Origin of the sequence: Paenibacillus pasadenensis (assembly GCF_002864175.1) — a bacterium.
GTDB classification, from domain to species: Bacteria; Bacillota; Bacilli; order Paenibacillales; family Paenibacillaceae; genus Paenibacillus_O; species Paenibacillus_O pasadenensis.
In genome coordinates this window covers 1,817,365-1,838,178 of record NZ_NFEZ01000004.1, presented here as the reverse complement: position 1 = coordinate 1,838,178, position 20,814 = coordinate 1,817,365, and the positions used below count along the sequence as shown (strand labels likewise).

Sequence of the window (20,814 nt, the reverse complement as noted above, 5' to 3'; positions counted from 1 at the left end):
TTAGTAATACCGAGAAAATTAATACTCACACAGCTTGGTGCAAATCTCAATAAAAGTAGATGTACTACCTATTGCTCTACTTGTTCCAAATCTATCATATGCGTATATATGAGTTATAATCTGATCCGTTCCTTTTAATACATGATTCTCAATAGTTACCAGCGCCCTCCAGGTAGTCGAGTCCACCTTAACACCATCGATCCATAAGATATCATCTTGACCGTTCTTAGAAGACCAAGTAGGAAACTTCACTGATTTCACATTTTGATCCACATTATTTGCATACACAAAATATGTTTTTTCTAAATTATTACTTGATCCAGGTGTAGATACAGAAACTCTAGATGGAACAACATTTAAGGCAATTCCTTTTATATATTTCCCATCTGCATAAACATGAATGAAATAATTCCCTGTGTTGTTACCATGTTCATCAAACTTAACTGTTCCTCTCCATGTATTTGAATCCATTTTCTCTGCTAATATCCATTTTAAATCGTCTTGACCATTTATTTCAGACCAAGTTGGAATTTCTAGTTTTTTCACAGATGAAGGAACGGACGTAATAACTACATCAAAAGAAGGTGCCGATAGTTCCACATAGGATGAAGAGAGGAACTCGTACGATGTTACTTTTCTTTTTTTAATGACGTTCCCATTACCATCAAATTCATTTGTTATTCCTTCACCTATTTTATTGGATCTATTAATTAATAGATTATTCGCACTATTTGAATAAGACAAACCATCAAACGTAGACTTTAATTCTATGTATTTATCAACCACAACCCATTTTCCATTAGAGATATAGGTTAATCTCCCCATGTAAGTCCCTGCAGAAAGATCATTACTTTTATATTCTCCATTTTTAGTGTAATAATCCGGGGTTACGTTTTTCCAGCCAATTACACTATTCCACAATTCGAGCCGATTTCCCCATGCATTTTGATCAGGATATGCAACTTTCCACTTTAATGAACTGGTGCTAGTTTGAACTACATCTATGACTGGATTTAAAATATTGCTTTGCAATTCAGATTGTACGTTTGCACTACTTGAAACCGCTCTAATGTTATTCCCTAGAGAAGGAGTTGGAGTAGGTGCTGGTGCTGGGTTTTCAACTTTTGAAGGTTTGGATGGTTCGGCTCCAGTGACAATACCATTATTAAGTTGAATTATTACGACAGTAAGTAATAACAAACTCAAACATGACCTTAAAAATTTCCTTCTCATCGACTCTTCCCCTATCCATTTAAATTAGCTCTAAAAGACTAATTTCCGAGCTACTGTATACAAGATAATACATATTTAATTTTTTATCTATGACTTATTATGTCGAATAGAGTAAACATTTGATGATAAATGGATATTTTGATTAATTTGACTTAGGCCTCGTCCTAGATAAAAATTCCTGTTAATATAAATCCATACAAGGAGGGATTTCGTTGAATCAATCCGCTTTAGAGACGTTCAGCTGGATGAATGAAAGCCGCGTTCAATTCGATTCGGACCGGATCATCCTGCATGCGCCGGAAAAAACCGACTTCTTTTGTCCCCATGGCACGGAGTCCGAAGAAGGGACGCTGCCCGAGAGCCTTCTCAACGCGCCTTTCTACTACACCGAGGTTGCCGGTGATTTCGTCATGCGCGTCAAGGTGGAACATGACTTTACAAGTCAATACGACTCCGCCTCGATCATGGTCATGAAGGATCTGGACGTCTGGGCGAAGGCCTGCTTCGAGCTGACGGACTTCGGCACGCATGCCGTCGTCAGCGTCGTCACGAATTCGGTATCGGACGATGCGAACGGCTGCGACATCGAGGGGAACTCCGTCTGGCTGCAGGTGGCCCGCACCGGCCCATCCTTCGCGTTTCATTATTCGCTCGACGGCATCCGCTTTTTCATGATGCGGTATTTCAGCCTGCCCGTGGAGGAGACCGTGAAGGTCGGCCTGCTGCCTCAGTGCCCGACCGGATCTGGCGGAGATCGGATTTATTCGGGTTTCTCCCTTGAAAAAAGAACGGTGAAGAACATCCGCGCCGGCCAATAACGGCTGCAGGCGCAAAGGCTCGAACGCCAAAGACCGCATCCCCGAATGAAGGAGATGCGGTCTTTTTTTGCCTTGCCGGCGGTATGCTGTAACGGTACAACCCGTTCCGCCCTGGTCCGCGGCTTCGCGTTCAGCCGCTGCGGCCGCCTCGCTCCCCGCTCGCTCAGGGCCGCTTCGCCGTTTCGGCCAGCACCTCCAGCCAGCGCCGGGCCGTCGCCTGCCAGGTGAAGCTCTGCTCCACCCGCGCCCGGCTCGCTCGGCCCATCCGCTCCCGCAGCTGGCTATCGCGAAGCAGCTCGAGCAGCCGGTCGCCCAGCTCCTGCTCGATCCGCGCCGGATCGGCGAGATACCCCGTCTCGCCGTCGACGACGATCTCGCGCATCCCGCCCGCGCGCGAGGCGACGACGGGGATGCCGCTGGCCATCGCCTCGACATTGACGAGGCCGAACGCCTCGCGCGCGCCGGAAGGCACGGCGGCCATATCCGCCGCCAGGAACCAGTCGGGCACCGCATCATGCGGCACGTACGGCACGAACTGCACATGCCCGCGCAGGCGGCGCCCGAGCCGCTGCAGCATGCGGCTGTAGCGAGTCGTCCGATGCGAGCCGTAGAACGGGCTGCCGACGACGACGAGCAGCACGCTCGGATGCTCGGCGATTAGGCGGGGCAGCACCCGCAGCAGGTGATGGACGCCTTTGAGCGGGATGACCCTTCCCATGAACAGCACGACGTCCCGCCCTTGCCAGCCCCGTGCCTGCCGCAGCCGCTCGCGCCGCGCCGCTCCCTCCGGCTTCCAGCGCGACAGGAAGCGCTCCGCGTCGACGCCGATGTGCACGACGCGCACCTTGGCCGCCGCCTCCGGCACGCGGCGCACCACCTCGTCCCGCAGGAACTCGCTGTTGACGATGATGCGCTCCGCTCTGCGGAAGCTTGCGCGAAGCCGCTCCCGGGCTATCGCGTCCGCGCCGATGAACGAGGTCGAGTGCAGGTTCAGCCAGATCCGTGTCGCCGGATGCCGCCTGCCGAGCGTCAGCACGTAGCCCGGCCGGTTCTCCACCTCGATCAGATCCGGTCCGAGCCGGCGCGCCGAGGCGCTCACCGCCCGTACGTAAGCGCCCTTGTCCTGCGCCGGATAGCGGACGCAGCGGACGCCGCCGACCTGCCCGATGCGGGCCAGCCCTTTCGCGCTGCGGCCGTAGATGACCGGCTCGACGTCGGCCGCGAGCCACGGCACCATTTTCTCCACGACGCGCTCGACCGAGCTGCTGCCTGCCGAGGGGATCGGGAACGACCCCGGCGTCACGAACGCGACCTTCTGCTTCGACACGAACCTCTCTCCTTGCTCTATCTCCATTCGATAGATGTCAGCTAGATTAAGCTATTCGAGCGGACGCGGACGCGTGAGGGTCAAGCGTCATGGAGGGACAGCCGCCGCTGCGAGTCCTGCGCCGGGAGCAGCGCTAGCTCTAGCGCGACCGAGGTCCGACTGGGCTGGTTGATCCATGCCCTCTTCGGTGAATATATACCCGACAGTTAAAAAAAAACGATGCCGATGGAAGCATCGGCTACAAGGAGGATGTCCATGAACGCCATCTCTGCCCGCAGCGCCGCCACCCCCGTCTGGCTGCGCGCCGCCAACACGGCCGCCTACATCCTGATGATCGTCATGAACGCGCTGGCGACGCTGCTGCCGCTCGGCGGCAAGACGACCGGCGAGCTGTCGGACCAATATCCCGTGCTCATCACGCCTCCGGGCTATGTATTCTCGATCTGGAGCGTCATTTACGCGCTGCTCGCCGGCTTCATCTTGTACCAGTGGACGTCCGTCGGCGCCTCGCGCGAATCGGTGCGGCGCATCGGCCTGTGGTTCGTGCTGAACGGGCTGGCCAACTCCGCCTGGATCGTCGCCTGGCAATACGAGCAGCTCGGCCTCAGCGTCGTCATCATGCTGCTGCTGCTCGTCACGCTGATCGTCCTTTATCACCGCACGCAGCGGGCCGGCGGCCCGAAAGCTCCAGCCGGAGAGGCGCTGCTCGTGCAGCTGCCGTTCAGCCTCTATCTCGGCTGGATTTCGGTCGCAACGATCGTCAATGTGACCGTACTGCTGTACGACGCCGGATGGGATGGCTTCGGCCTCGGCGACACGGCCTGGCTGACGATCGGGATGCTCGTCGCCGCCATCGTCGGACTCGTCATCGGCTTCCTCTACCGCGATCCGTTCTTCGGGCTCGTCCAGGCCTGGGCGCTGAGCGGCATCGCGACCAAAAGCGAGCTTGCCTCCTCTTCGTCGACGCTCGCTTGGGCGCTCGCGGGCCTGCTCGTGCTGTCCTGCCTGTTCCAAGCCTGGAGAAGATGGGGCCGCGCCTAGAGGCTCGCGCGCCTTGCGCCCGACCTTGCCGAAGAGGCTCATTGATTCTTCTCTTCAATTATGGCAAACTAGTCGGGATGGCCTATGCGAGAGAGAGGAACGCCTTTCCTTGCTCCGCAGCAGACGGCCGCGAAAGGACGTGACTTCGGAGGCATGTGGACCTGGTTCTTCCGACATTTGACGGAGCTTGGCTCTCGCAAATGGCTCTCCCGCACGACGGGCAGGCTTGCCAAATCCCGAGCCAGCCGGGGCTTCATCCCCCGCTTTGCCCGCACTTACGGCATACGCGTCGAGGAAGCCGAGAAGGCTCTGCGCGACTATGCGACGCTGAACGAATTTTTCACCCGGCGCCTGAAGCCCGGCATGCGGACGATCGATCCGGCAGCCGACGCTGTCGCCAGTCCCGTCGACGCGCTCGTGACGGGGGCCGGTCCGATCGAGGACGGCACGATGCTCGGCATCAAGGGGCAGGACTATACGGTCGAGGAGCTGCTCGGCGGCTCCCCGCGCCTTGAAAACTACCGCGACGGCTACTACATCGTGCTTTATCTCAGCCCGACCGACTACCACCGGATCCATGTGCCGGTCGACGGCTCGATCATCGAGCGCGAGCATCTGCCGGGACGTGTCTATCCGGTCAACGAGTTCGGCCTCACGCGCATGAAGAGAGTGCTCAGCCGCAACGAACGCCTCGTCACGTATTTGACCCATGGCTCTCGGGAGCTCGCCATCGTCAAAGTCGGCGCGCTCAACGTCAGCAGCATCCGCTATGCGGAGCCTCAGCGCCCCAAAGCGGTCAAAGGAGACGAGCTCGCCTACTTCGAGTTCGGCTCCACCGTCGTCCTGCTGTTCCAGGACGACAGCTTCATCCCTCGCGAGGACCTGGCCGTCGGCCTCAAGGTCCGCATGGGCGAACGTCTCGGACAGCTGGCTCCTTGAACCGGCTGTTTTTTATTCCCGCTTTGCCGACCGCCACGCCTCCGCCAGCCGCTTCATGCCCTCCCCGATCTCCTCCTCCGTCAAATGGGCGAAGCCGAACAAAGCTCCCGGCTCGGGACGCTTCGTCTCGCCCGGCTGCGCAATCCAATACTTGCGGCCGTCGCTCCATCCGATCTTCCGCTCCTGCGCCAGCCGCAGCAGCCGCTCGTAGCGTTCCTCTCCCGCCGTCCACGCCGCGTACTGATGCAGTCCGGCATGAGCCGGCGACCAGCGGAACGGCTGCCCAGACAGCGACGCCAGCCCTGCGTGCAGCGCCGACAGCCTCCGCCGGTACTGCCTGCGGATGCGCCCCAGATGGCGGGCGTAGCGTCCTTCCTGAAGAAAGCGCGCCAGCGCGAGCTGCTCGAGCTGCCCGGACGAATACGGCTCGTAGAACGACTTGGCGCGGACGAGCCGCGACACGAGCCACGGGGGCGCGACCGCGTAGCCGATCCGCAGCCCGCTGTACATGATCCTGGAAAAGCTGCCGAGATAGACGACGCGCCCCTGGGCGTCCATCGCCTTGAGCGGCTCGCCCGGCCTGCCGGTGTAGCGGAACTCGCCGTCGTAGTCGTCCTCCAGCAGCAGCGCCCCTCTTCGCTCGGCCCAGGCCAGCAGCTCCGCTCGCCGCGAAGCGGGCAGCACCGCGCCGGTCGGGAACTGGCGGTTCGGCGTCACGGCGGCCAGCGACGCGTCCCAGTCATCCGGCACGATTCCGAGCTCGTCGACCTTTGCGCCCAGCACCTCCGCGCCGGCCGCGAGCGCCGCTTCCCGGATGCCGCCATAACCCGGATTCTCCATGACGAAGCGCTCTCCAGGACCGATCAGCGTCTGCAGTAGCAGCGCCAGCGCCTGCTTGGAGCCGCTCGTCACGACGATGCTCGCCGGATCCGCATGGATGCCCCGCTCACGCCTCAGCAGCGCCGCGATCGCCTCCCTCAGCTCCGGGCTGCCCGCCGGCGTCAGCTCACGGCCTCCATCCTCCAGCGGCCGCTCCAGCGACTGTCGGACCGCCGCATAGAGCGCCTGCTTCCATTCACCGGCTGGGAACAGCCGAAAGTCCGTCCGGCCCGACGCGAATCGCTGCGCGGCAGCCTCGAGGCTGTCGGCCGCATCGGGCAAAGCGGCCGGCGGCGAAGCCGCCTCGAGCCGCTTGAACCAATCGCTGCCGCTTGAGCGGGCCTGCGGCCCGATCGGCTCCTGCTCGCGCTCCTGGCCTTGCCGCAGGACGCCGGCCTCGTAGGCGGCATAGGTGCCGCTGCCTTGCTCGGCATCCACATAACCTTCCGCCCGCAGCATGTCGTACGCCTGGCTGACCGTGCCGCGGGAGAGGCCGTACAACTCCGCCATGCGGCGCGTGCTCGGCAGACGTTCGCCGCTGGCCGATCCTCCGTCCAGAATCTGCGCCTTCAGCGATTCATACAGAGCCTCGCGCTTGCTTCTTCCTTCATCCAGCAGCCGCTCGTAGGCGAGCCTCGGTTCCATGCGCCTCATCCTTCCCGCGGCAAAGTGGTCTAATGAATTTACTATAAACCGGATCTTTTCCATTTGCCACTTTTCCCTTACCTTTAGCAGCAGAGGGCAGAGGAAATTCACCGCTGCCGGGAGAGGAAGAGACAAGATGAGAAGAAAAGAATTCGATCAAAGCCACGACCAGGCGGAGCTGGAAGCCTTCTTGCAGGAGATGAGCTTCGGGTTCCTCGCGTCGGTCCGTCCCGACGGAACGCCAGGAATTACGCCGCTGAACTTTGTGTACCGGAACGGCTCGCTCTACTTCCACGGCAGCCGCGCCGGCGAAAAAATCAAGAGCCTGAAGGCAAACGAGCAGGTCTCCTTCTGCGTCGCCCGGGAATATGCGCTGATCCCGTCTTACTTCGAGGATCCGGAGCTCGCATGCCCGGCGACAGCCTACTTCAAGTCCGTCCTGCTGCGAGGCACGGCGTCGCTCGTCGAGAATCTGGAAGAGAAGGCGGATGCGCTGCAGGCGATGATGGCCAAGCTCCAGCCGGAAGGCGGGCATGAGCCGATCCGGGCGGACGACGCGCGCTATCGGGGCAATCTGAAGGGCGTGGCGGTCATCCGCTTGAATGTCGAGCACATCAGCGCCAAGTTCAAGTTCGGCCAGAACCTGACCGAGCCCAAGCGGGAAGCTGTAGCAGGCCAGCTCGAGCGGCGCGGCTGTCCGTTCGACCACGAGACGGCTGCGCTGATGCGGCGTTACGCGCCGGATGGAGACGGACAGCCGCAGCCAGCGGAGTAGCAGGCTCAGCTCGGAGAGCAGCAGGCTCAGCCCGCGGAGCAGCACGCTCGGCTCGGAGAGCGGCAGCAGCACGCCTCCGCCTCCGCTGCTTTTCCGGAATGCGGGCGAGTCGCGCTCCCTGGACTGGACCAGCTCGCCGGACAGCAGACAAAAAAAGCTCCGTCCCACCCGAAGGGGGACGGAGCTTTCTGTGTTGCGGAATGAAGCTCGATTAGGAGACTTGACCCAGCACGCGGTCGAGGATGACGGCCGCTTGAGCGCGGGTCGCCATGCCTTTCGGCGCGAAGGTTCCATCGCCCATGCCGTTCAGGATGCCGGATTTAACCAGCTGAGCGACAGCGTTCTGAGCGTAGGAGCCGATTTTCGCCTTGTCTTTGAATGCGGACAGAGCGTCCTTGTCGACCGGCTGCTCCTTGCCCGCATACTTGAGGGCATTGGCGACCATGATCGCCATCTCCTCGCGGGTAATGTCGCGGTTCGGCTCGAACTTAGCGAACTTGCCGTCGCCCATGCCGTTGATGATGCCCAGAGCAGCCAGCTTCTGGATCGCAGCGACAGCCCAAGTGTACTTGGCGATATCGCCGAACTCAGGAGCCGCGCTAGGTGCAGGCGTAGCCGATGGTGCCGGCGTCGCGCTCGGAGCCGGCGTCGCGCTTGGAGAAGCGGACGGGCTTGCCGTAGGCGTCGGCGTCGCGGACGGATTCCATGGCGTCGGCGTCGAAGTCGCTTCCTTCACGTTCGTGATGCGTCCTTCGATCTTGGCGGTGATTTGGCCGCCTTTGAATGTCTTCACGATATAGTTGTAGAACTCGTCCAGGTCGATTGGACCCGGTACAGACGATTTGGCTTCGGTCAGCACTTTGTAGTTGTCGCCGCCGGCAGCCATGAAGTTGTTGACGACAGCCGTATATTCCTTGCCGTCTTCGATCGGCGTTCCGTTCGTCAGCGTCAGATTCGCGACGCGCTCAGCGACAGGCTTGTCCATCAGAGCCGTGTACTTGAGGCCGGAAATCTGCAGCGTCTTCGTATTCGCGGAGCCGTCCGCGTTCGTACCCCACTGCTGCTCGAGCAGCTTCTTCACTTGAGCGCCCGTCAGCGTAAGCTTCACGAGCGTGTTGCCGAACGGCTGGACTTTCGCCAGGTCGCCGAACTTCACGTCGCCTTTCGGCAGGTCGGCGCGGATGCCGCCCGGGTTCATGAAGGCGAAGTCGGCTTCGCTCTTGCCGTCGCCGAAGTTGGCGAAGCGCATGGCATCCGCGATCAGGTTGCCCAGCGGAGCTTCGTTGTTGTAGGCGTCCGTGCGGACGACGGAGCCGTCCGTCGTGCCGACCGGCTTGGTCAGCTCCGGATGAAGCGCCAGGTATTTGTCCACCAGAGCGACCGTATCCGCATCCGGCGTCTTGCCGGCGTGGAACGTCGTGGAGACGACGGCGGATTTTTCTTTGACATCGCCCGTCTTGTGGTCGATAACGAGCTTGATGTCTTCGTATGCCGTACCGTAGGAATAAGCTTGGACGATCAGCTTGCCGTTGACTTCCTGGTTGGCGAGAGCGTGGTCGTCGCCCGCGACGATGACGTCGATCGGGGAGTCGGCCGGCAGCGCCTTGGCAAGATCGACGGATTCGCCGACCGTGACGGTCGGCTTGCCGTCCACGAAGGTCGTTTTGGCCGGATCATGCGCCAGCACGACAATGGTCTCTACGCCTTGCTCCTGCAGGGCTTTGGCATAGGCGTTGACCGCTTTTACTTCTTCGGATGCTTCCATGAAGCGCACGCCTGCCGTTCCGGATGGAGCGACCTTGTTCGGCGTGGATTTCGTGACGAGGCCGATGAAGCCGATCTTCACGCCGCCGACTTCCTTCACGACGTACGGCTCGATCAGCGTCTTGCCCGTCTCCGTGACGATGACGTTGCCGTTGACGTAGTCGAAGTCGACGCCGCCGTGCACGACGGTTTTGTTTTTCGGATCCGCGCCGCCGTACAGCTGCGCCTTCAGCGCGTCGACGCCTTGGTCGAATTCATGGTTGCCGAGCGAGCCGATGTCGAACTGCATCATGTTCAGCCATTCCAGCGTCGGCTTGTCGCGCTCCAGCGACGATACCGGAGCGGATGCGCCGACGGAGTCGCCGTTATGGAACAGGATCGTCGGCTTGCCGTCCTGCGCGTATTTCGCGCGGGCTTCCTTCAGGTAGGTCGCCAGGATGGCGGCCGTGCCTGCAGGCTTGCTGCTCACCATGGACTCGGTGTCCAGCTGGCCGTGCAGGTCGTTGATGCCGAGCAGGTGAACTTCCACGTCGGAAGTCGCCGGTACGAATGCCTTCTTCAGCTTCTCGAGCTTGAAGATGCCGAAGCCTTTTTCATTGTTGGCGGTCGTGTAGGAGATGCCTGGCACCAGAGCGTCCGCCGCTTTCGGCGACGAGGTGAACGTCACGTTGACGTTGCCAGCGATCGGCTGCAGCGACCAGTTGCCGTCTGCCGTCGGATTGATCGTTCCTTTTTCGACGATATAGTCCATCAGCACCTGGCGGTTCTCGTCCTGGGAGTCGACGATCAGCTGAGCGCCTTTGACGCCAGGGAAGTTGCCGCCGCCGCTTGCGCGGTAATTGTTCGTGACGACGATGAAGTCCTGGTTCGGGTCAAGCGGCTGGCCGTTGTACGTCAGTTCAGTGACGCGGCTGGAGCCCGGGTTGAGCGGCTTGCCGTTCGGGTCGTACTTGGCCGGCTTGGTGACGTCGTACTTGTAGTTCACGCCGTCGATGACGTCGAAGTTGTACACGGCGAAGGCCGGGTTCAGCAGCGACTGGGCCGTCGTCTTGCGGGGGCTGATCGTGTTGAACGCGCCTGCGCTCATCTCCAGCCATTCCTTGACGACCGAGCCTTTGACCTTGATCGCCTTGAGCGTGTTGTCGTACAGATACAGGTCGCTCGCGCTGCGGATCGTCAGATCGCCGGCAGCGATGTCCGTATATTCATCCGGACCGTTGCGTCCCGCCTTGAACGGCGCGCCGACGCTCAGGATCGGCAGATCCTTGTAGACGGAGTCGTTCACGGTCAGGTAGTTCTGGACGTACCATTTTTGAGCGTCCGTCACGGCCTGGACCGTCGGATCGTCCTGCACCATCGCGAAGAAGCTGTTCATCGCGGCGCTTGTCGTGCCGAGCTTCGCGCCTGTGTAGGCGATGGTCGCGTTGTGGGCGGCCGCTGCGAGCTGTTGTACCTGAAGGTCAGGAGCAACAGTCGAGGAGTTCACCTTGTCGACCGTTTTGAAGATCGACTTCGTCGAGGTCTTGGAAGCCGCTTTGTCGACGACCCATTTGCCGCCGCTTTGCACGACTTTGAGGTCGATCAGGCCGATGTTGTTGCCGCCGTAGCCGGCTTGCACGGCCGGCGTGCCGTTGATATGGCCGTTGACGTTGTCAACCTTAACCGCAGCCGTGTTGAAAGGCTTGCTCGTGCTCGGATCCTTGAAGCTGGCGTCGAGCGCCGCTTCCGTCGCCGCCGGGAATACTTTATGGGAGTGAGAGAACGTGACGGCGTCGATGCCGGGAACTTTCGTCAGGGCATTGACCGCGTTCTCTTCGCCTGCGCCTTCCGGAGCTGTCGCGTCGAAGCCCGTATGCGCCAGGGCGATGACGACATCCGCGCCTGCCGCGCGTACGATCGGAGCGAATTTCGCCGCCGTCGTGCTGATGTCTTCCGTATAGACCTTGCCTTCGAGGTTGACCTTGTCCCACTCCATGATCTGCGGCGTGACGAGGCCGATCAGGCCGACCTTGATCGTCTGCTCATTGTTGTTGGAGTCTTTCACTTTCTTTTCCAGGATGACATAAGGCTCGAAGGCATTTTCATCGTTGGATTTGTCGTTGTCGCCGTCAACTTTGTAGATGTTGGCATTGACGTAAGGGAAGGCTGCGCCCGGGAGATTCTTGTAGACGCCTTCCGCTACCGTGCGGTCGAGGAAGTCGAGGCCGTAGTTAAACTCATGGTTGCCGAACGTAGCCGCATCGTACTTGAGATAGTTCATGACCGCCATCATCGGATGGATGGCCTGAGGATTCGTCTTCAAGTCCGAATGCTTGGCCATATAGGTGCCGAGCGGCGTGCCTTGGATCAAGTCTCCATTGTCCACGAGCAGCGTATTTCCATTGCGGTTCTCATTGATCAGCGTCGCGGCGCGGTCCAGGCCGACCGTGATCGAAGCGGCGTTTTTGAAATAATCCCAGCCGTAGACGTTCGTATGAATGTCCGTCGTGCTCAAGACGCGAAGATCGATCGTCGCGTCAGCAGCCGCCTCCGCCGTTCCCGTGAACAGCACGGCTCCGCCAAGAACCTGCGCGGACAGCACGGATGCCGCCAGCACGGAAGCGGTCGGTTTGTTCCATTTCGGCTTCCATCTCATAAAGTGATGAGTCCTCCCTTTTTGTTTCTTGCCTCGACATTATACCAACAGAGGAAAATCGAAAATCATAGAAATCATAAAATATTCGTTGAGGTTATGTAAAGAAAAATATCACTAGTCAAAGAAAAATGACGAATATGAATAAAAATCCATCCTTATACATCGCTTTTTTTGTATACCGAAAAGATCGTTTTCCTTTTCGCATGGCAATCGAAACGCGCCATATCAAGAAAAAACAACCCTGCAGCGCCTGAAGGCGTTGCAAGGTTGTTCATTCCCCCTTGAACCGATGTTCAATATTTATGCATCGAGTCGATGTCAGATTCCGTCACGCGACGCTCCAGCACCAGGGTGATGCGGTGATGGCCGCCATCATCCGGAAGCGGAATCCGCGCCTCCGCGGACGCTTCGGACGGCTGTCCGCCGTTCATGACGACGACCGCCTCCGAGGCGTTCAGGCGATGCGGATTGAGCACGCGGATGTCCAGCCGGGACGTTCCGATGCGGTAGCGGATCGCATAGGAAGGCCACTCCGCCGGAATGCGCGGACGCACGATCAGCTCGCGCCCCTCGCGGCTGAGCCCGAGAATCCACTCCAGCCCAGCCTGGTACATCCAGCCCGAAGCGCCGGTGTACCACGTCCAGCCCGCTTTGCCGCCGTAGGTGTCGGTCGTGTAGACGTCCGCCGCCATGACGTAAGGCTCGCCGCCGTAGCGGCGCACGTCGCCGGGAGACTTGGCGTGGCTGACCGGATTGAGCAGGCGGAACAGCTCCGCCGCCTTGCCGCCCTCGCCGAGCGCGCTCCACGCGACGATGCTCCAGATGACGCCGTGCGTATACTGGGCGCCGTTCTCGCGCAGTCCCGGTGGATAGCCTTGGATATATCCGGGCGTCGGCTCGGTCTTGTCGAACGCCGGCGTCAGCAGCCGCGCCAGCATGAGGCCGCGGTCGACGAGCTCCCGGTCGAACGATCCCATCGCCTTGCGCGCCCGCTCCGGAGGCGCGCCTCCGGAGATGACGGACCACGACTGGGCGATGGCGTCGATCCTGCATTCCCGCGCTTCGTTCGTGCCGATCCAGACGCCTTCGTCGGTGCAGGCGCGGCGGTACCATTCCCCGTCCCACGCATGCTCGTTGATCGCCGCCATGATCCGCTCGCGCTCCTTGCGGTAATGGGCCGCGCGGACCTCGTCGCCCATCCGCAGGCAGACCGGAGCGAACTTTTCCAGCACGACGCACAGAAACCATCCGAGCCACACGCTCTCGCCCCTGCCCTCGTCGCCGATCGAGTTCATGCCGTCGTTCCAGTCGCCGATGCCCATCAGCGGAATGCCGTGGCGGCCGGCGGTCAGCCCCTTCTCGATCGCGCGCACGCAGTGCTCGTAAAGCGTGCCCTCCTCGCCGGAAAGCACGGTCGCCTCGTAGCGCTCATGCTCCTCCTCGGAGAGCGGCTCGCTCGTCAGATAAGGGGCTCGTTCCCCGAAGACGTCCCAGTCGTCGGTGAAAACGGCGTAGCGCGCCGACGCGTACGGCAGCCAGAGCAGATCGTCGGTGTACTTGGTGCGGATGCCCTTGTGCGTCTCCTCATGCCACCAGTGCTGCACGTCCCCCTCCAGGTACTGATGCGAGGCGTTGAGCAGCAGCTGCCGGCGCGTCAGGTCGGGCCGCGCATGGAGCAGCGAGAGCGAGTCCTGCAGCTGGTCGCGGAAGCCGTACGCGCCGCCCGCCTGGAAAAAGGCGGTGCGGGCCCAGACGCGGCAGCTCAGCGCCTGGTACAGCAGCCAGCCGTTCAGCAGCAAGTCCATCTCCTTGTCCGGCGTCTCCACCTCGATGCCGCCGAGCAGCTCCCGCCAGTGCGCCTCCGAGGCGGGCAGCACGGCCTCGCAGGCTTCGGGCGATGCATATTTGCGAGCGAGGCCGAGCGCCTCTTCCCGCGTTCCGCCCGCGCCGAGCACGACGTACATCCGCCGTTCCTCGCCCGGAGCGAGCACAAGCTCCCTCCGCACGACGCCGCAGCTGTCCGCCGCCGCTCCCGCGCGCCCGCCGAGGGCGGCCCGGCCCATTCCCGCCGGACAATACGGCCCGTGCCCGCGGCCGATGAATTCCCTGCGGTCATCCGTATAGTCCGCCGGCATGCCGCCATCCCCCGCGCCGTCCGCCGTCACCAGCAGGAACGCCTCGGCATCGCGGAACGTCTCCTGGTAAGCGTTGCGGGCCAGCAGCGCCTCCGCCTCCGCGTCCCACTCCGTGGCGATCGCCTGGACGCCGCCCGTGCTGACGCCGAGCACCCAGGCGCAATAGGCGGTCGCCGACAGCCGGCGCGGCCGGCCGGAGTCGTTGCGCAGCCGCAGCTCGGTCACTTTGACCGGATCCTGCGGATGCACGGCGACGCTCGCCTCCTGCGTCAGCCCTTCCATGCGGGTCAGCAGCCGCGTGAACCCGCGTCCATGCTCGATGCGGAACTCGCGCGCCTCGCCCGGAGCAGGAGACGCGGTCCAGAACTTGCCGCTCTCCTCGTCGCGGACGTAGATCAGCTCGCCGGCCGGATCGACGACAGGGTCGTTGGACCACGGACTGAGCTTGAACTCGCGGCTGTTGCTGAACCAGCTGTAGCCCGTGCCCCGCTCCGTGACGAGCGTGCCGAAGCGCGGATTCGCGATGACGTTGCTCCAAGGCACCGGCAGCGGCTGGCCCGGCTGCAGCCGGATGACGTAGTTCCCCCCGTCCGGGCGGAATCCGCCCCAGCCGTTGAAGAACAGCAGCTCCTCCTCCGGCTCGAGCGGCAGCGCCGAGATGCCCGTCCGCTTGCGCGTCTCCAGCGCGGCTTCGTCCCAGTCGACTAGCTGCAGCGCGAACGAGTCCGGCGGCAAGCCGACGACGTCACGCTCCGATTCGGGAATGCGTTCTCGTTCTATTCCTTCCATTAAAAGGTCGCGATTCGAATAACTATTTCGATCCGCTTCCGGAAGAACGACCCGCAGCTGCGCGCCGAGGCTCGGTCCGTCCGCCCGCAGCGCGACGCGCGCCGCCGTCTCCAGCAGCAGCGCCTGCTCCTCCGTCAGCCTCGACGAGGCGATCGGGTACAAGCCTCCTCCGACCGCATACGGCGGATAGGACACCGCCGATTGGACCGCCAGCAGCAAGGCGTCCTGCAGCGCCTGCTGGTAGCCCTCGCCGCTTTCGTTCAGCAGCACGAGGTCGAACGCGAGGCCGAGCCGGCGCAGGTAGCCGTGGCCGTTCACCAGCCTCGTCGCGAACGGCATGTCCGCGGCGTCCTCGATGCGCAGCAGCACGATCGGCAAATCGCCGGACAGGCCGAGCGGCCACAGTCCCGGCTGACCGAGGCGGTTGCGGCGGATCGCTTCGGCGCGCTCCTTGGCTTGCGGCGGAGCGTACAGGACCCGTCCGGCCAGCATCTGCATCGCCGCAGCCTCGGCCTCGTCCAGCCGATGCTGCCGCAGCGCGATGGCGCTAAGCGTCCAAGCGAGCTCGAACGCGGCTTCCCGCTTGCCGGGCGCGAGCAGCTCGCGCACGAGCTGCAGCGCTTCGCCGCGCGAGGCGGCCAGGCCGCTCACCGCGGTCAGCACCGTCCGCGCGCCAGGCTCGAGACGCAGCTTGCGGCGCATGACGAACGCTGGATCGAGCACCGCTCCGGTCGAGCCTTCGAGCTTCTCGTCCGCGCAGCGCGGAGCGGCAAGCGAGTGGCCGCGGCCGATGAACTTCGCGCGGTCCGTCTCGTATTCCGCCGGTCCGACCGCTTCGGGTCCGGCATGAAGCATGTGCACCGCCCACAGCGGCTTCTCCTCCTGCGAGCGCGGCCTCCGCCAGGCGAGCAGCGCGCCGCTCGCCTCGTCCCGGGACGTCTGCACGAACAGCTTGCTGAACGCCGGATGCGCATCGTCGACGGAGGGCGGCGCAAGCGCGAGCTCCACATAAGTGGTCACCTCGAGAAGACGCGTTTCGCGGCTTTCATTCTCCAGCGTCAGCGTCCGGATCTCCGCCGCATGCTCCGGCGCGACGACGATCGCCATCTCGCAGCTGACGCCGCCCTCGCTGCGCCGGAACTCGGCGCGGTCAAGCCGGAAGCGCGCGCTCGCGCCGCTGCCCTCGCTGCCGACGGGATAAAAGCTGGGCGACCAGAACAGCCCCCCGCTCAGATCGCGGATGTAGACGGCCGGCCCGTACGCCGGCACCACCGCGTCCTCCCGCCAGCGCGTGAAGGACAGGCCCTCGCTGCGCAGCTGGCCCGTGCCGTCGGCCGTCACGAAGGACGTGAACGTGCCGTTGGACAGCACGCAGGCTTCCGGCACCGCGGTCACCGGATGCTCGAACATGCGCGTGCCTCGGCCGTCCTCGGCCGGAGCCGTGCGGGACGCGCCCGAGCGCAGCGCCTGCGGAGCGATGACCGTCGCCCGGTCCGGCAGCCGCTCCTGCAGCAGCAGCTCCGCCGCCTGGACGCGCGGATCGGCATGGAAGCGGTCGACCATCGAGACGTCGAGCAGCAGATTGCCGAGCGTCATCAGGCTCATGCCCTGATGATGCGCCATGAAGCTTTTTACGACTCGATGGCCGGTCCCGTCCGGCAGCCGCGACGGCTGCAGGTCGACGGCCTCGTAAAAGCCGTATTTGCCCCTCGCGCCCATCCGCTCGAAGCGCTCCAGGTTGTCCATGCCCTCGGCCGGGTCCCATGGCAGCGCCATGACTGCCGCATACGGGGCGAGCACGAGCTCCTTGTCCAGCCCGCGCTGGAAGCCGAGGCCCGGCACGCCGAACGCGCGGTACTGATAGTTCATGTCGTAGTCGAATCCGTAGTAGCCCGATTCGGAAATGCCGTACGGCACGTCCTTCGACCGGGCATAGTCCTTTTGCCGCTGGACGACGGCCCGGTACGTGCTGTCCCAGAGGGAGCCGCGATACGTGCGCATGAGCAGCGCCGGCATCAGGTACTCGAACATCGTGCCCGACCAGCTGAGCAGCGCCGGCCGCCGGCCGATCACCGTCAGCGAGCGGCCGAGGCGGAACCAATGCGACGCGGGCAGCTGGCCTTGCGCGATCGCGAGGAAGCTCGCCTGCCGCGCTTCCGAGGCGAGCAGGTCGTACAGGATGTCGTCTCGCCGATCCTGATCGGCATGGTAGCCGAGCGCGAGCAGCTGCGCCTCGCTGTTGTAGAGCGGCCGGAAGTCCGTCTCGCGCGCGTAGGCGTCGAGCCGCATCGCCAGTCGGGCCGCTTCGTCCGTCCAGGGACCGCTCTCGCGGGCGGCGTATTCCTCCACGCCGGCCTTGGCCGCGATCAGATAGGCGACGAGGTTGCCGGAGTCGACCGTGGACACGTACCGCGGATGGAGAGGCTGCAGCGTCGTCGTATCGTACCAGTTGAACAGATGCCCGTGCCATCGCTCCATCCGCTCGAGCGTATCCATCGTGCGGCTCATCCGCTCGATCATCTCGGAGCTGGCGATGAAGCCGAAGTCGCGCGCCGTCACCGTGCAGGCGAGCATGAGCCCGATGTTCGTCGGCGACGTGCGATGCGCGACCCCGCGGTCAGGCTCGAGCTGCACGTTGTCCGGCGGCAGCCAATGATCCTGTTCGCCGGCGAAGTCGGCATAATAGCTCCAGATCGAGGCGGCGAGCGCGCGCAGCTCCTGCCGCTCCTCCGCTTGCAGGCGCGGCTCCGAAACGGACGGACGGCCGTTCAGCCACGTAGCGGCAAGCGGCGCGGCCAGCCAGGCGACAGCCAGGATCGCGCTCAGCGCGAGCAGGCCGGACGGCGCTCCGGATAGCCATGCCGCGGCAGGCACGAGCAGCGCCAGCGCCGTGCCGGAAGCACGGAACGCCAGCAGCCGGCGGTCGGACGCGCGCTCGATGTCGGCGGCGCTTTTCCACTCGAGCAGCCTCCGGCGGCTGATGCCGGTCCGATACAGCGTGCGCGCGATCGCATCGGCCATGAGCGCCGTCTGATACGGCAGCAGGATCAGCAGCAGCAGCGACTGCAGCAGCGAGGCGCCGAGCCGGCCCGGATGGCGCAGCACGTACGCCGGCGCGGCGAGCGCCTGCAGCAACGGCAGCAGCGCCGTCAGCAGGGCGGCCGCCAGCAGCGCGGCGCGGGAGCCCGCCGGCAGCAAAGGCGCGAGCAGCGCGATCATATACAGGGCCGGCGGCATGAGGCTGCGGCGCAGGTTGTCGACGATCTGCCAGCGCGTGATCGGCCCGAGATCGACCGGCCGCGGCGTGCCCGCGCAGTCGCGCACCTGGCGCTTCAGCCAGCAGAGCAGCTGCCAGTCGCCGCGCACCCAGCGGTGCAGGCGCAGCTGCCACGCGCGCAGGCTCGCCGGATGGCTGTCTACGAGCTCGATGTCGGACAGCAGCCCGCCCCGCAGGAAGCCCCCTTCGAGCAGATCGTGGCTGAGCACCGTATTGTCGGGGATGCGCTCGCTCAGCAGGCGGCGGAACAGTCCGGCATGGAAGATGCCTTTGCCCGTGAAGATGCCTTCGCCGACGCCGTCCTGATACGGATCCGACACCGCGAAGGCGTACGGGTCGATGCCCGGCGTGCCGGCCCAGAGCGCGGCGAGGCGCGAGGACGAGGCGCTGTCGCTGCTGATCGCGATTCGCGGCTGCAGCACCGCATAGCCTTCCTTGACGCGGGTGCCGGCCGCGTTCAGGCGCGGCGCGTTGTACGGCAGATGCATCGTGCCGACCATGCGCTGGGCGCTGCCGAACGGCAGCTGCGTGTCCGCGTCGAGCGTGATGACGTAAGCGATGCGGGCGTAGACGGAGGCGTCGGATTCGCGATGCGTGAATGTCGTGCCTTCGTCTCCGGCGAGCAGCCGGGCGAGCTCGACGACTTTGCCGCGCTTGCGCTCCCACCCCATCCAGACGCCCTCCGCCTCGTTCCAGACGCGCCGCCGCTGCAGCAGGTGGAACGTCGTGCCGTCCTCGCCGTACTTGCGGTTCAGCCGGCGGATCTCCCCGGCAGCGAGCTCGACCAGCTCGGCGTCGCCGCTCGCATGCTCCTTCGGCGCATCGGCGAAGTCGCCGAGCAGCGCGAAGTGGAAGCGGCCGTCGCGATTGGCGAGATAATGGAGCTCCAGCCTGCGGGCGAGCTGGCGCACTTCCTCCTCCGTCGACCAAATGACCGGAATGACGATCAGCGTGGAAGCGTCCTCCGCTACCCCGTCCGCATAATCGTAGCGCAGCAGCGGACGCGTCGGCATCGTCCGGCCGATCGCGCCGTGCAGCAGCGCGACCGCCCATTCCGAGGCCGGCAGCAGGAGCAGCAGCGCCGCCCCCAGCCACATCCATGCCGTCCATGCCTGGACGGATGCCCCGCGGACGAGCAGCAGCAGCGCCGCGGCGCAGAGGGCGAACGAGCCGGCCAGCAGCGTCAAATAGACCGCGCTGCGGCGGCGCAGCAGGCCCGTCTCCGGCAAACGCCGCGAGCGGACGGAGCTGCAGATCTCGACGCGCAGCCGATGCCGGCCCTCGGGCTCGAGCAAGTAGTAGGCCGCGTACGCCGCGCGCGGCGGCAATCCTGCCGCCGGATCGTCTTGCGGAGCAAGCGCTGCGGTCGCGGCGATAGGCCGTCCTGCAGCGGACGACTCTCGCGCCGCCGCATCCGCCAAGAAGCTCTCGCCGGTCGCCTTCGCCGCATCGGCGTCGCGGCCGCCCGTCCGTCCGCGCGCCTGCTGCGCCGGCACAGCCTCCGGCAGCGGGCCGGCCGCTGCCGCCAGCGCCTCGGCCGCCAGCCGCACGGCATGCTCGGCGACGAGCTTCTCCGGCAGGCCGAGCCGCGCCGCCAGGCGCGACGCCGCGCCGCGCAGCGTCGCGCGGCTCTCGGCGTCGAGGCGCGGATACATGCCGCTCGCTTCGCCGCGCAGCACGCGCTCGGTCACGCTCAGCTCCTCGAGCAGCCGCTCCCAAGGCGTGCGCTCGGCAGCCCGCAGGCTGCCGATGAGACGGCCCGCCTGCATCTGATAGGATGCCTGCAGGCGCGTCTCGTAGGCGTTCAGCCGGGCGAGGCTCTCGCTGCCGTTGTCGAGCCGCAGCAGCAGCCAGCGCCGCACCTCCTCGGAGTCGTCCGCCCACTCCCGCAGCCGGGCGACGAGATGGGCGACGACCGCTCCCGAAAGCGCAATGTCGCGTCCGGCGCGGTCGAGCGCCTCGGTCAGGCTCAGCGCATCCGGACGGCTCTTGGCGGAGATGGCGGCGCGCAGGATGCGCTCGGACGCCATGCAGGCGTCATGCCTCTGCCCGACCTCGCGGAATACTTCCGAGAGGCGGCGGAACAGGCAGCAGCGCAGCGCCAGGGGCAGCGCCCACGTCTCGGCGAGCGACAGCACGGATACTTCCTGGTAGGCATCGAGATAAGTCCGGAAGGTCGCGGAATCGTATTGGCCCGAGACGGCATCCAAATAGCCGTCGCAGACCGCCTCGGCGCGCGTATGGCCCGAGCGCCGGATCCAGGGCAGCCGGCTCAGTCCGCCCTGCCGCAGCTCCTGCTCGGCATGATAGCCTTGCTCCTGGATGAATTCGGCATGGTCCAGCAGCCATTCCGCGGCAGGCTGGACGCAGCCGTCCTCGCCGCTCTGGCGGAGCCGGTCCGCGAAGCCGGTCATCGAGGCCAGCTGCCGGCCGAGCGCTTTGCGCTGGCGGACGGGCGAGCGCCCTCTCGCCGTATCGTGGGTCAAGGCAAGCTCCCGGGCCGCCTTGATGATCAAATCCATAGTCGTCATGATTCCCCCTGGGTAGCCTGAAGTGT

The 20,814-nt window shown here is 63.6% G+C and carries 9 protein-coding genes; 4 read left to right on the top strand and 5 right to left on the bottom strand.

The features are described 5' to 3' along the window. Nucleotides 1-18: 18 nt before the first annotated feature. Nucleotides 19-1,233, bottom strand: a complete 1,215-nt coding sequence (locus tag B8V81_RS17455; protein WP_084136874.1) for a GBS Bsp-like repeat-containing protein — start codon at nucleotides 1,231-1,233, stop codon at nucleotides 19-21. Nucleotides 1,234-1,445: 212 nt separating this feature from the next. On the opposite strand from B8V81_RS17455, the gene B8V81_RS17450 reads away from it, so the two are divergent. After that, nucleotides 1,446-2,051: a DUF1349 domain-containing protein gene (locus B8V81_RS17450; RefSeq protein ID WP_244912787.1), complete on the top strand. Its 606-nt coding sequence runs from the start codon at nucleotides 1,446-1,448 to the stop codon at nucleotides 2,049-2,051. Nucleotides 2,052-2,214: 163 nt separating this feature from the next. Here B8V81_RS17450 and B8V81_RS17445 read toward each other — a convergent pair whose 3' ends face one another. Next, a complete protein-coding gene (locus B8V81_RS17445; protein WP_028598137.1) occupies nucleotides 2,215-3,378 on the bottom strand; it encodes a glycosyltransferase family 4 protein in 1,164 nt (387 codons plus the stop codon). Nucleotides 3,379-3,633: 255 nt separating this feature from the next. Between B8V81_RS17445 and B8V81_RS17440 the strand changes: the two genes are divergently transcribed. Next, a complete protein-coding gene (locus B8V81_RS17440) occupies nucleotides 3,634-4,419 on the top strand; it encodes a tryptophan-rich sensory protein (RefSeq protein ID WP_101808842.1) in 786 nt (261 codons plus the stop codon). Between the two features lie 153 nt (nucleotides 4,420-4,572). After that, nucleotides 4,573-5,358, top strand: a complete 786-nt coding sequence (asd, locus tag B8V81_RS17435; RefSeq protein ID WP_101808841.1) for an archaetidylserine decarboxylase — start codon at nucleotides 4,573-4,575, stop codon at nucleotides 5,356-5,358. Between the two features lie 12 nt (nucleotides 5,359-5,370). Here asd and pdxR read toward each other — a convergent pair whose 3' ends face one another. Further along, the gene (gene pdxR / locus B8V81_RS17430) at nucleotides 5,371-6,882 is read right to left on the bottom strand and encodes a MocR-like pyridoxine biosynthesis transcription factor PdxR (protein WP_180968478.1); all 1,512 of its coding nucleotides are present in this window, start codon (nucleotides 6,880-6,882) and stop codon (nucleotides 5,371-5,373) included. Between the two features lie 136 nt (nucleotides 6,883-7,018). On the opposite strand from pdxR, the gene B8V81_RS17425 reads away from it, so the two are divergent. After that, a complete protein-coding gene (locus B8V81_RS17425) occupies nucleotides 7,019-7,657 on the top strand; it encodes a pyridoxamine 5'-phosphate oxidase family protein (protein ID WP_101808839.1) in 639 nt (212 codons plus the stop codon). Nucleotides 7,658-7,868: 211 nt separating this feature from the next. Here the strand turns inward: B8V81_RS17425 and B8V81_RS17420 are convergent, their stop codons facing one another. After that, nucleotides 7,869-12,056 carry a bifunctional 2',3'-cyclic-nucleotide 2'-phosphodiesterase/3'-nucleotidase gene (locus B8V81_RS17420; RefSeq protein ID WP_101808838.1) on the bottom strand — a complete coding sequence of 1,396 codons (4,188 nt, stop codon included), beginning with the start codon at nucleotides 12,054-12,056 and terminating at the stop codon, nucleotides 7,869-7,871. A 293-nt stretch (nucleotides 12,057-12,349) separates the two neighbouring features. Further along, the gene (locus tag B8V81_RS17415; protein WP_244912786.1) at nucleotides 12,350-20,788 is read right to left on the bottom strand and encodes a glycoside hydrolase family 94 protein; all 8,439 of its coding nucleotides are present in this window, start codon (nucleotides 20,786-20,788) and stop codon (nucleotides 12,350-12,352) included. Between the last annotated feature and the right edge of the window lie 26 nt (nucleotides 20,789-20,814).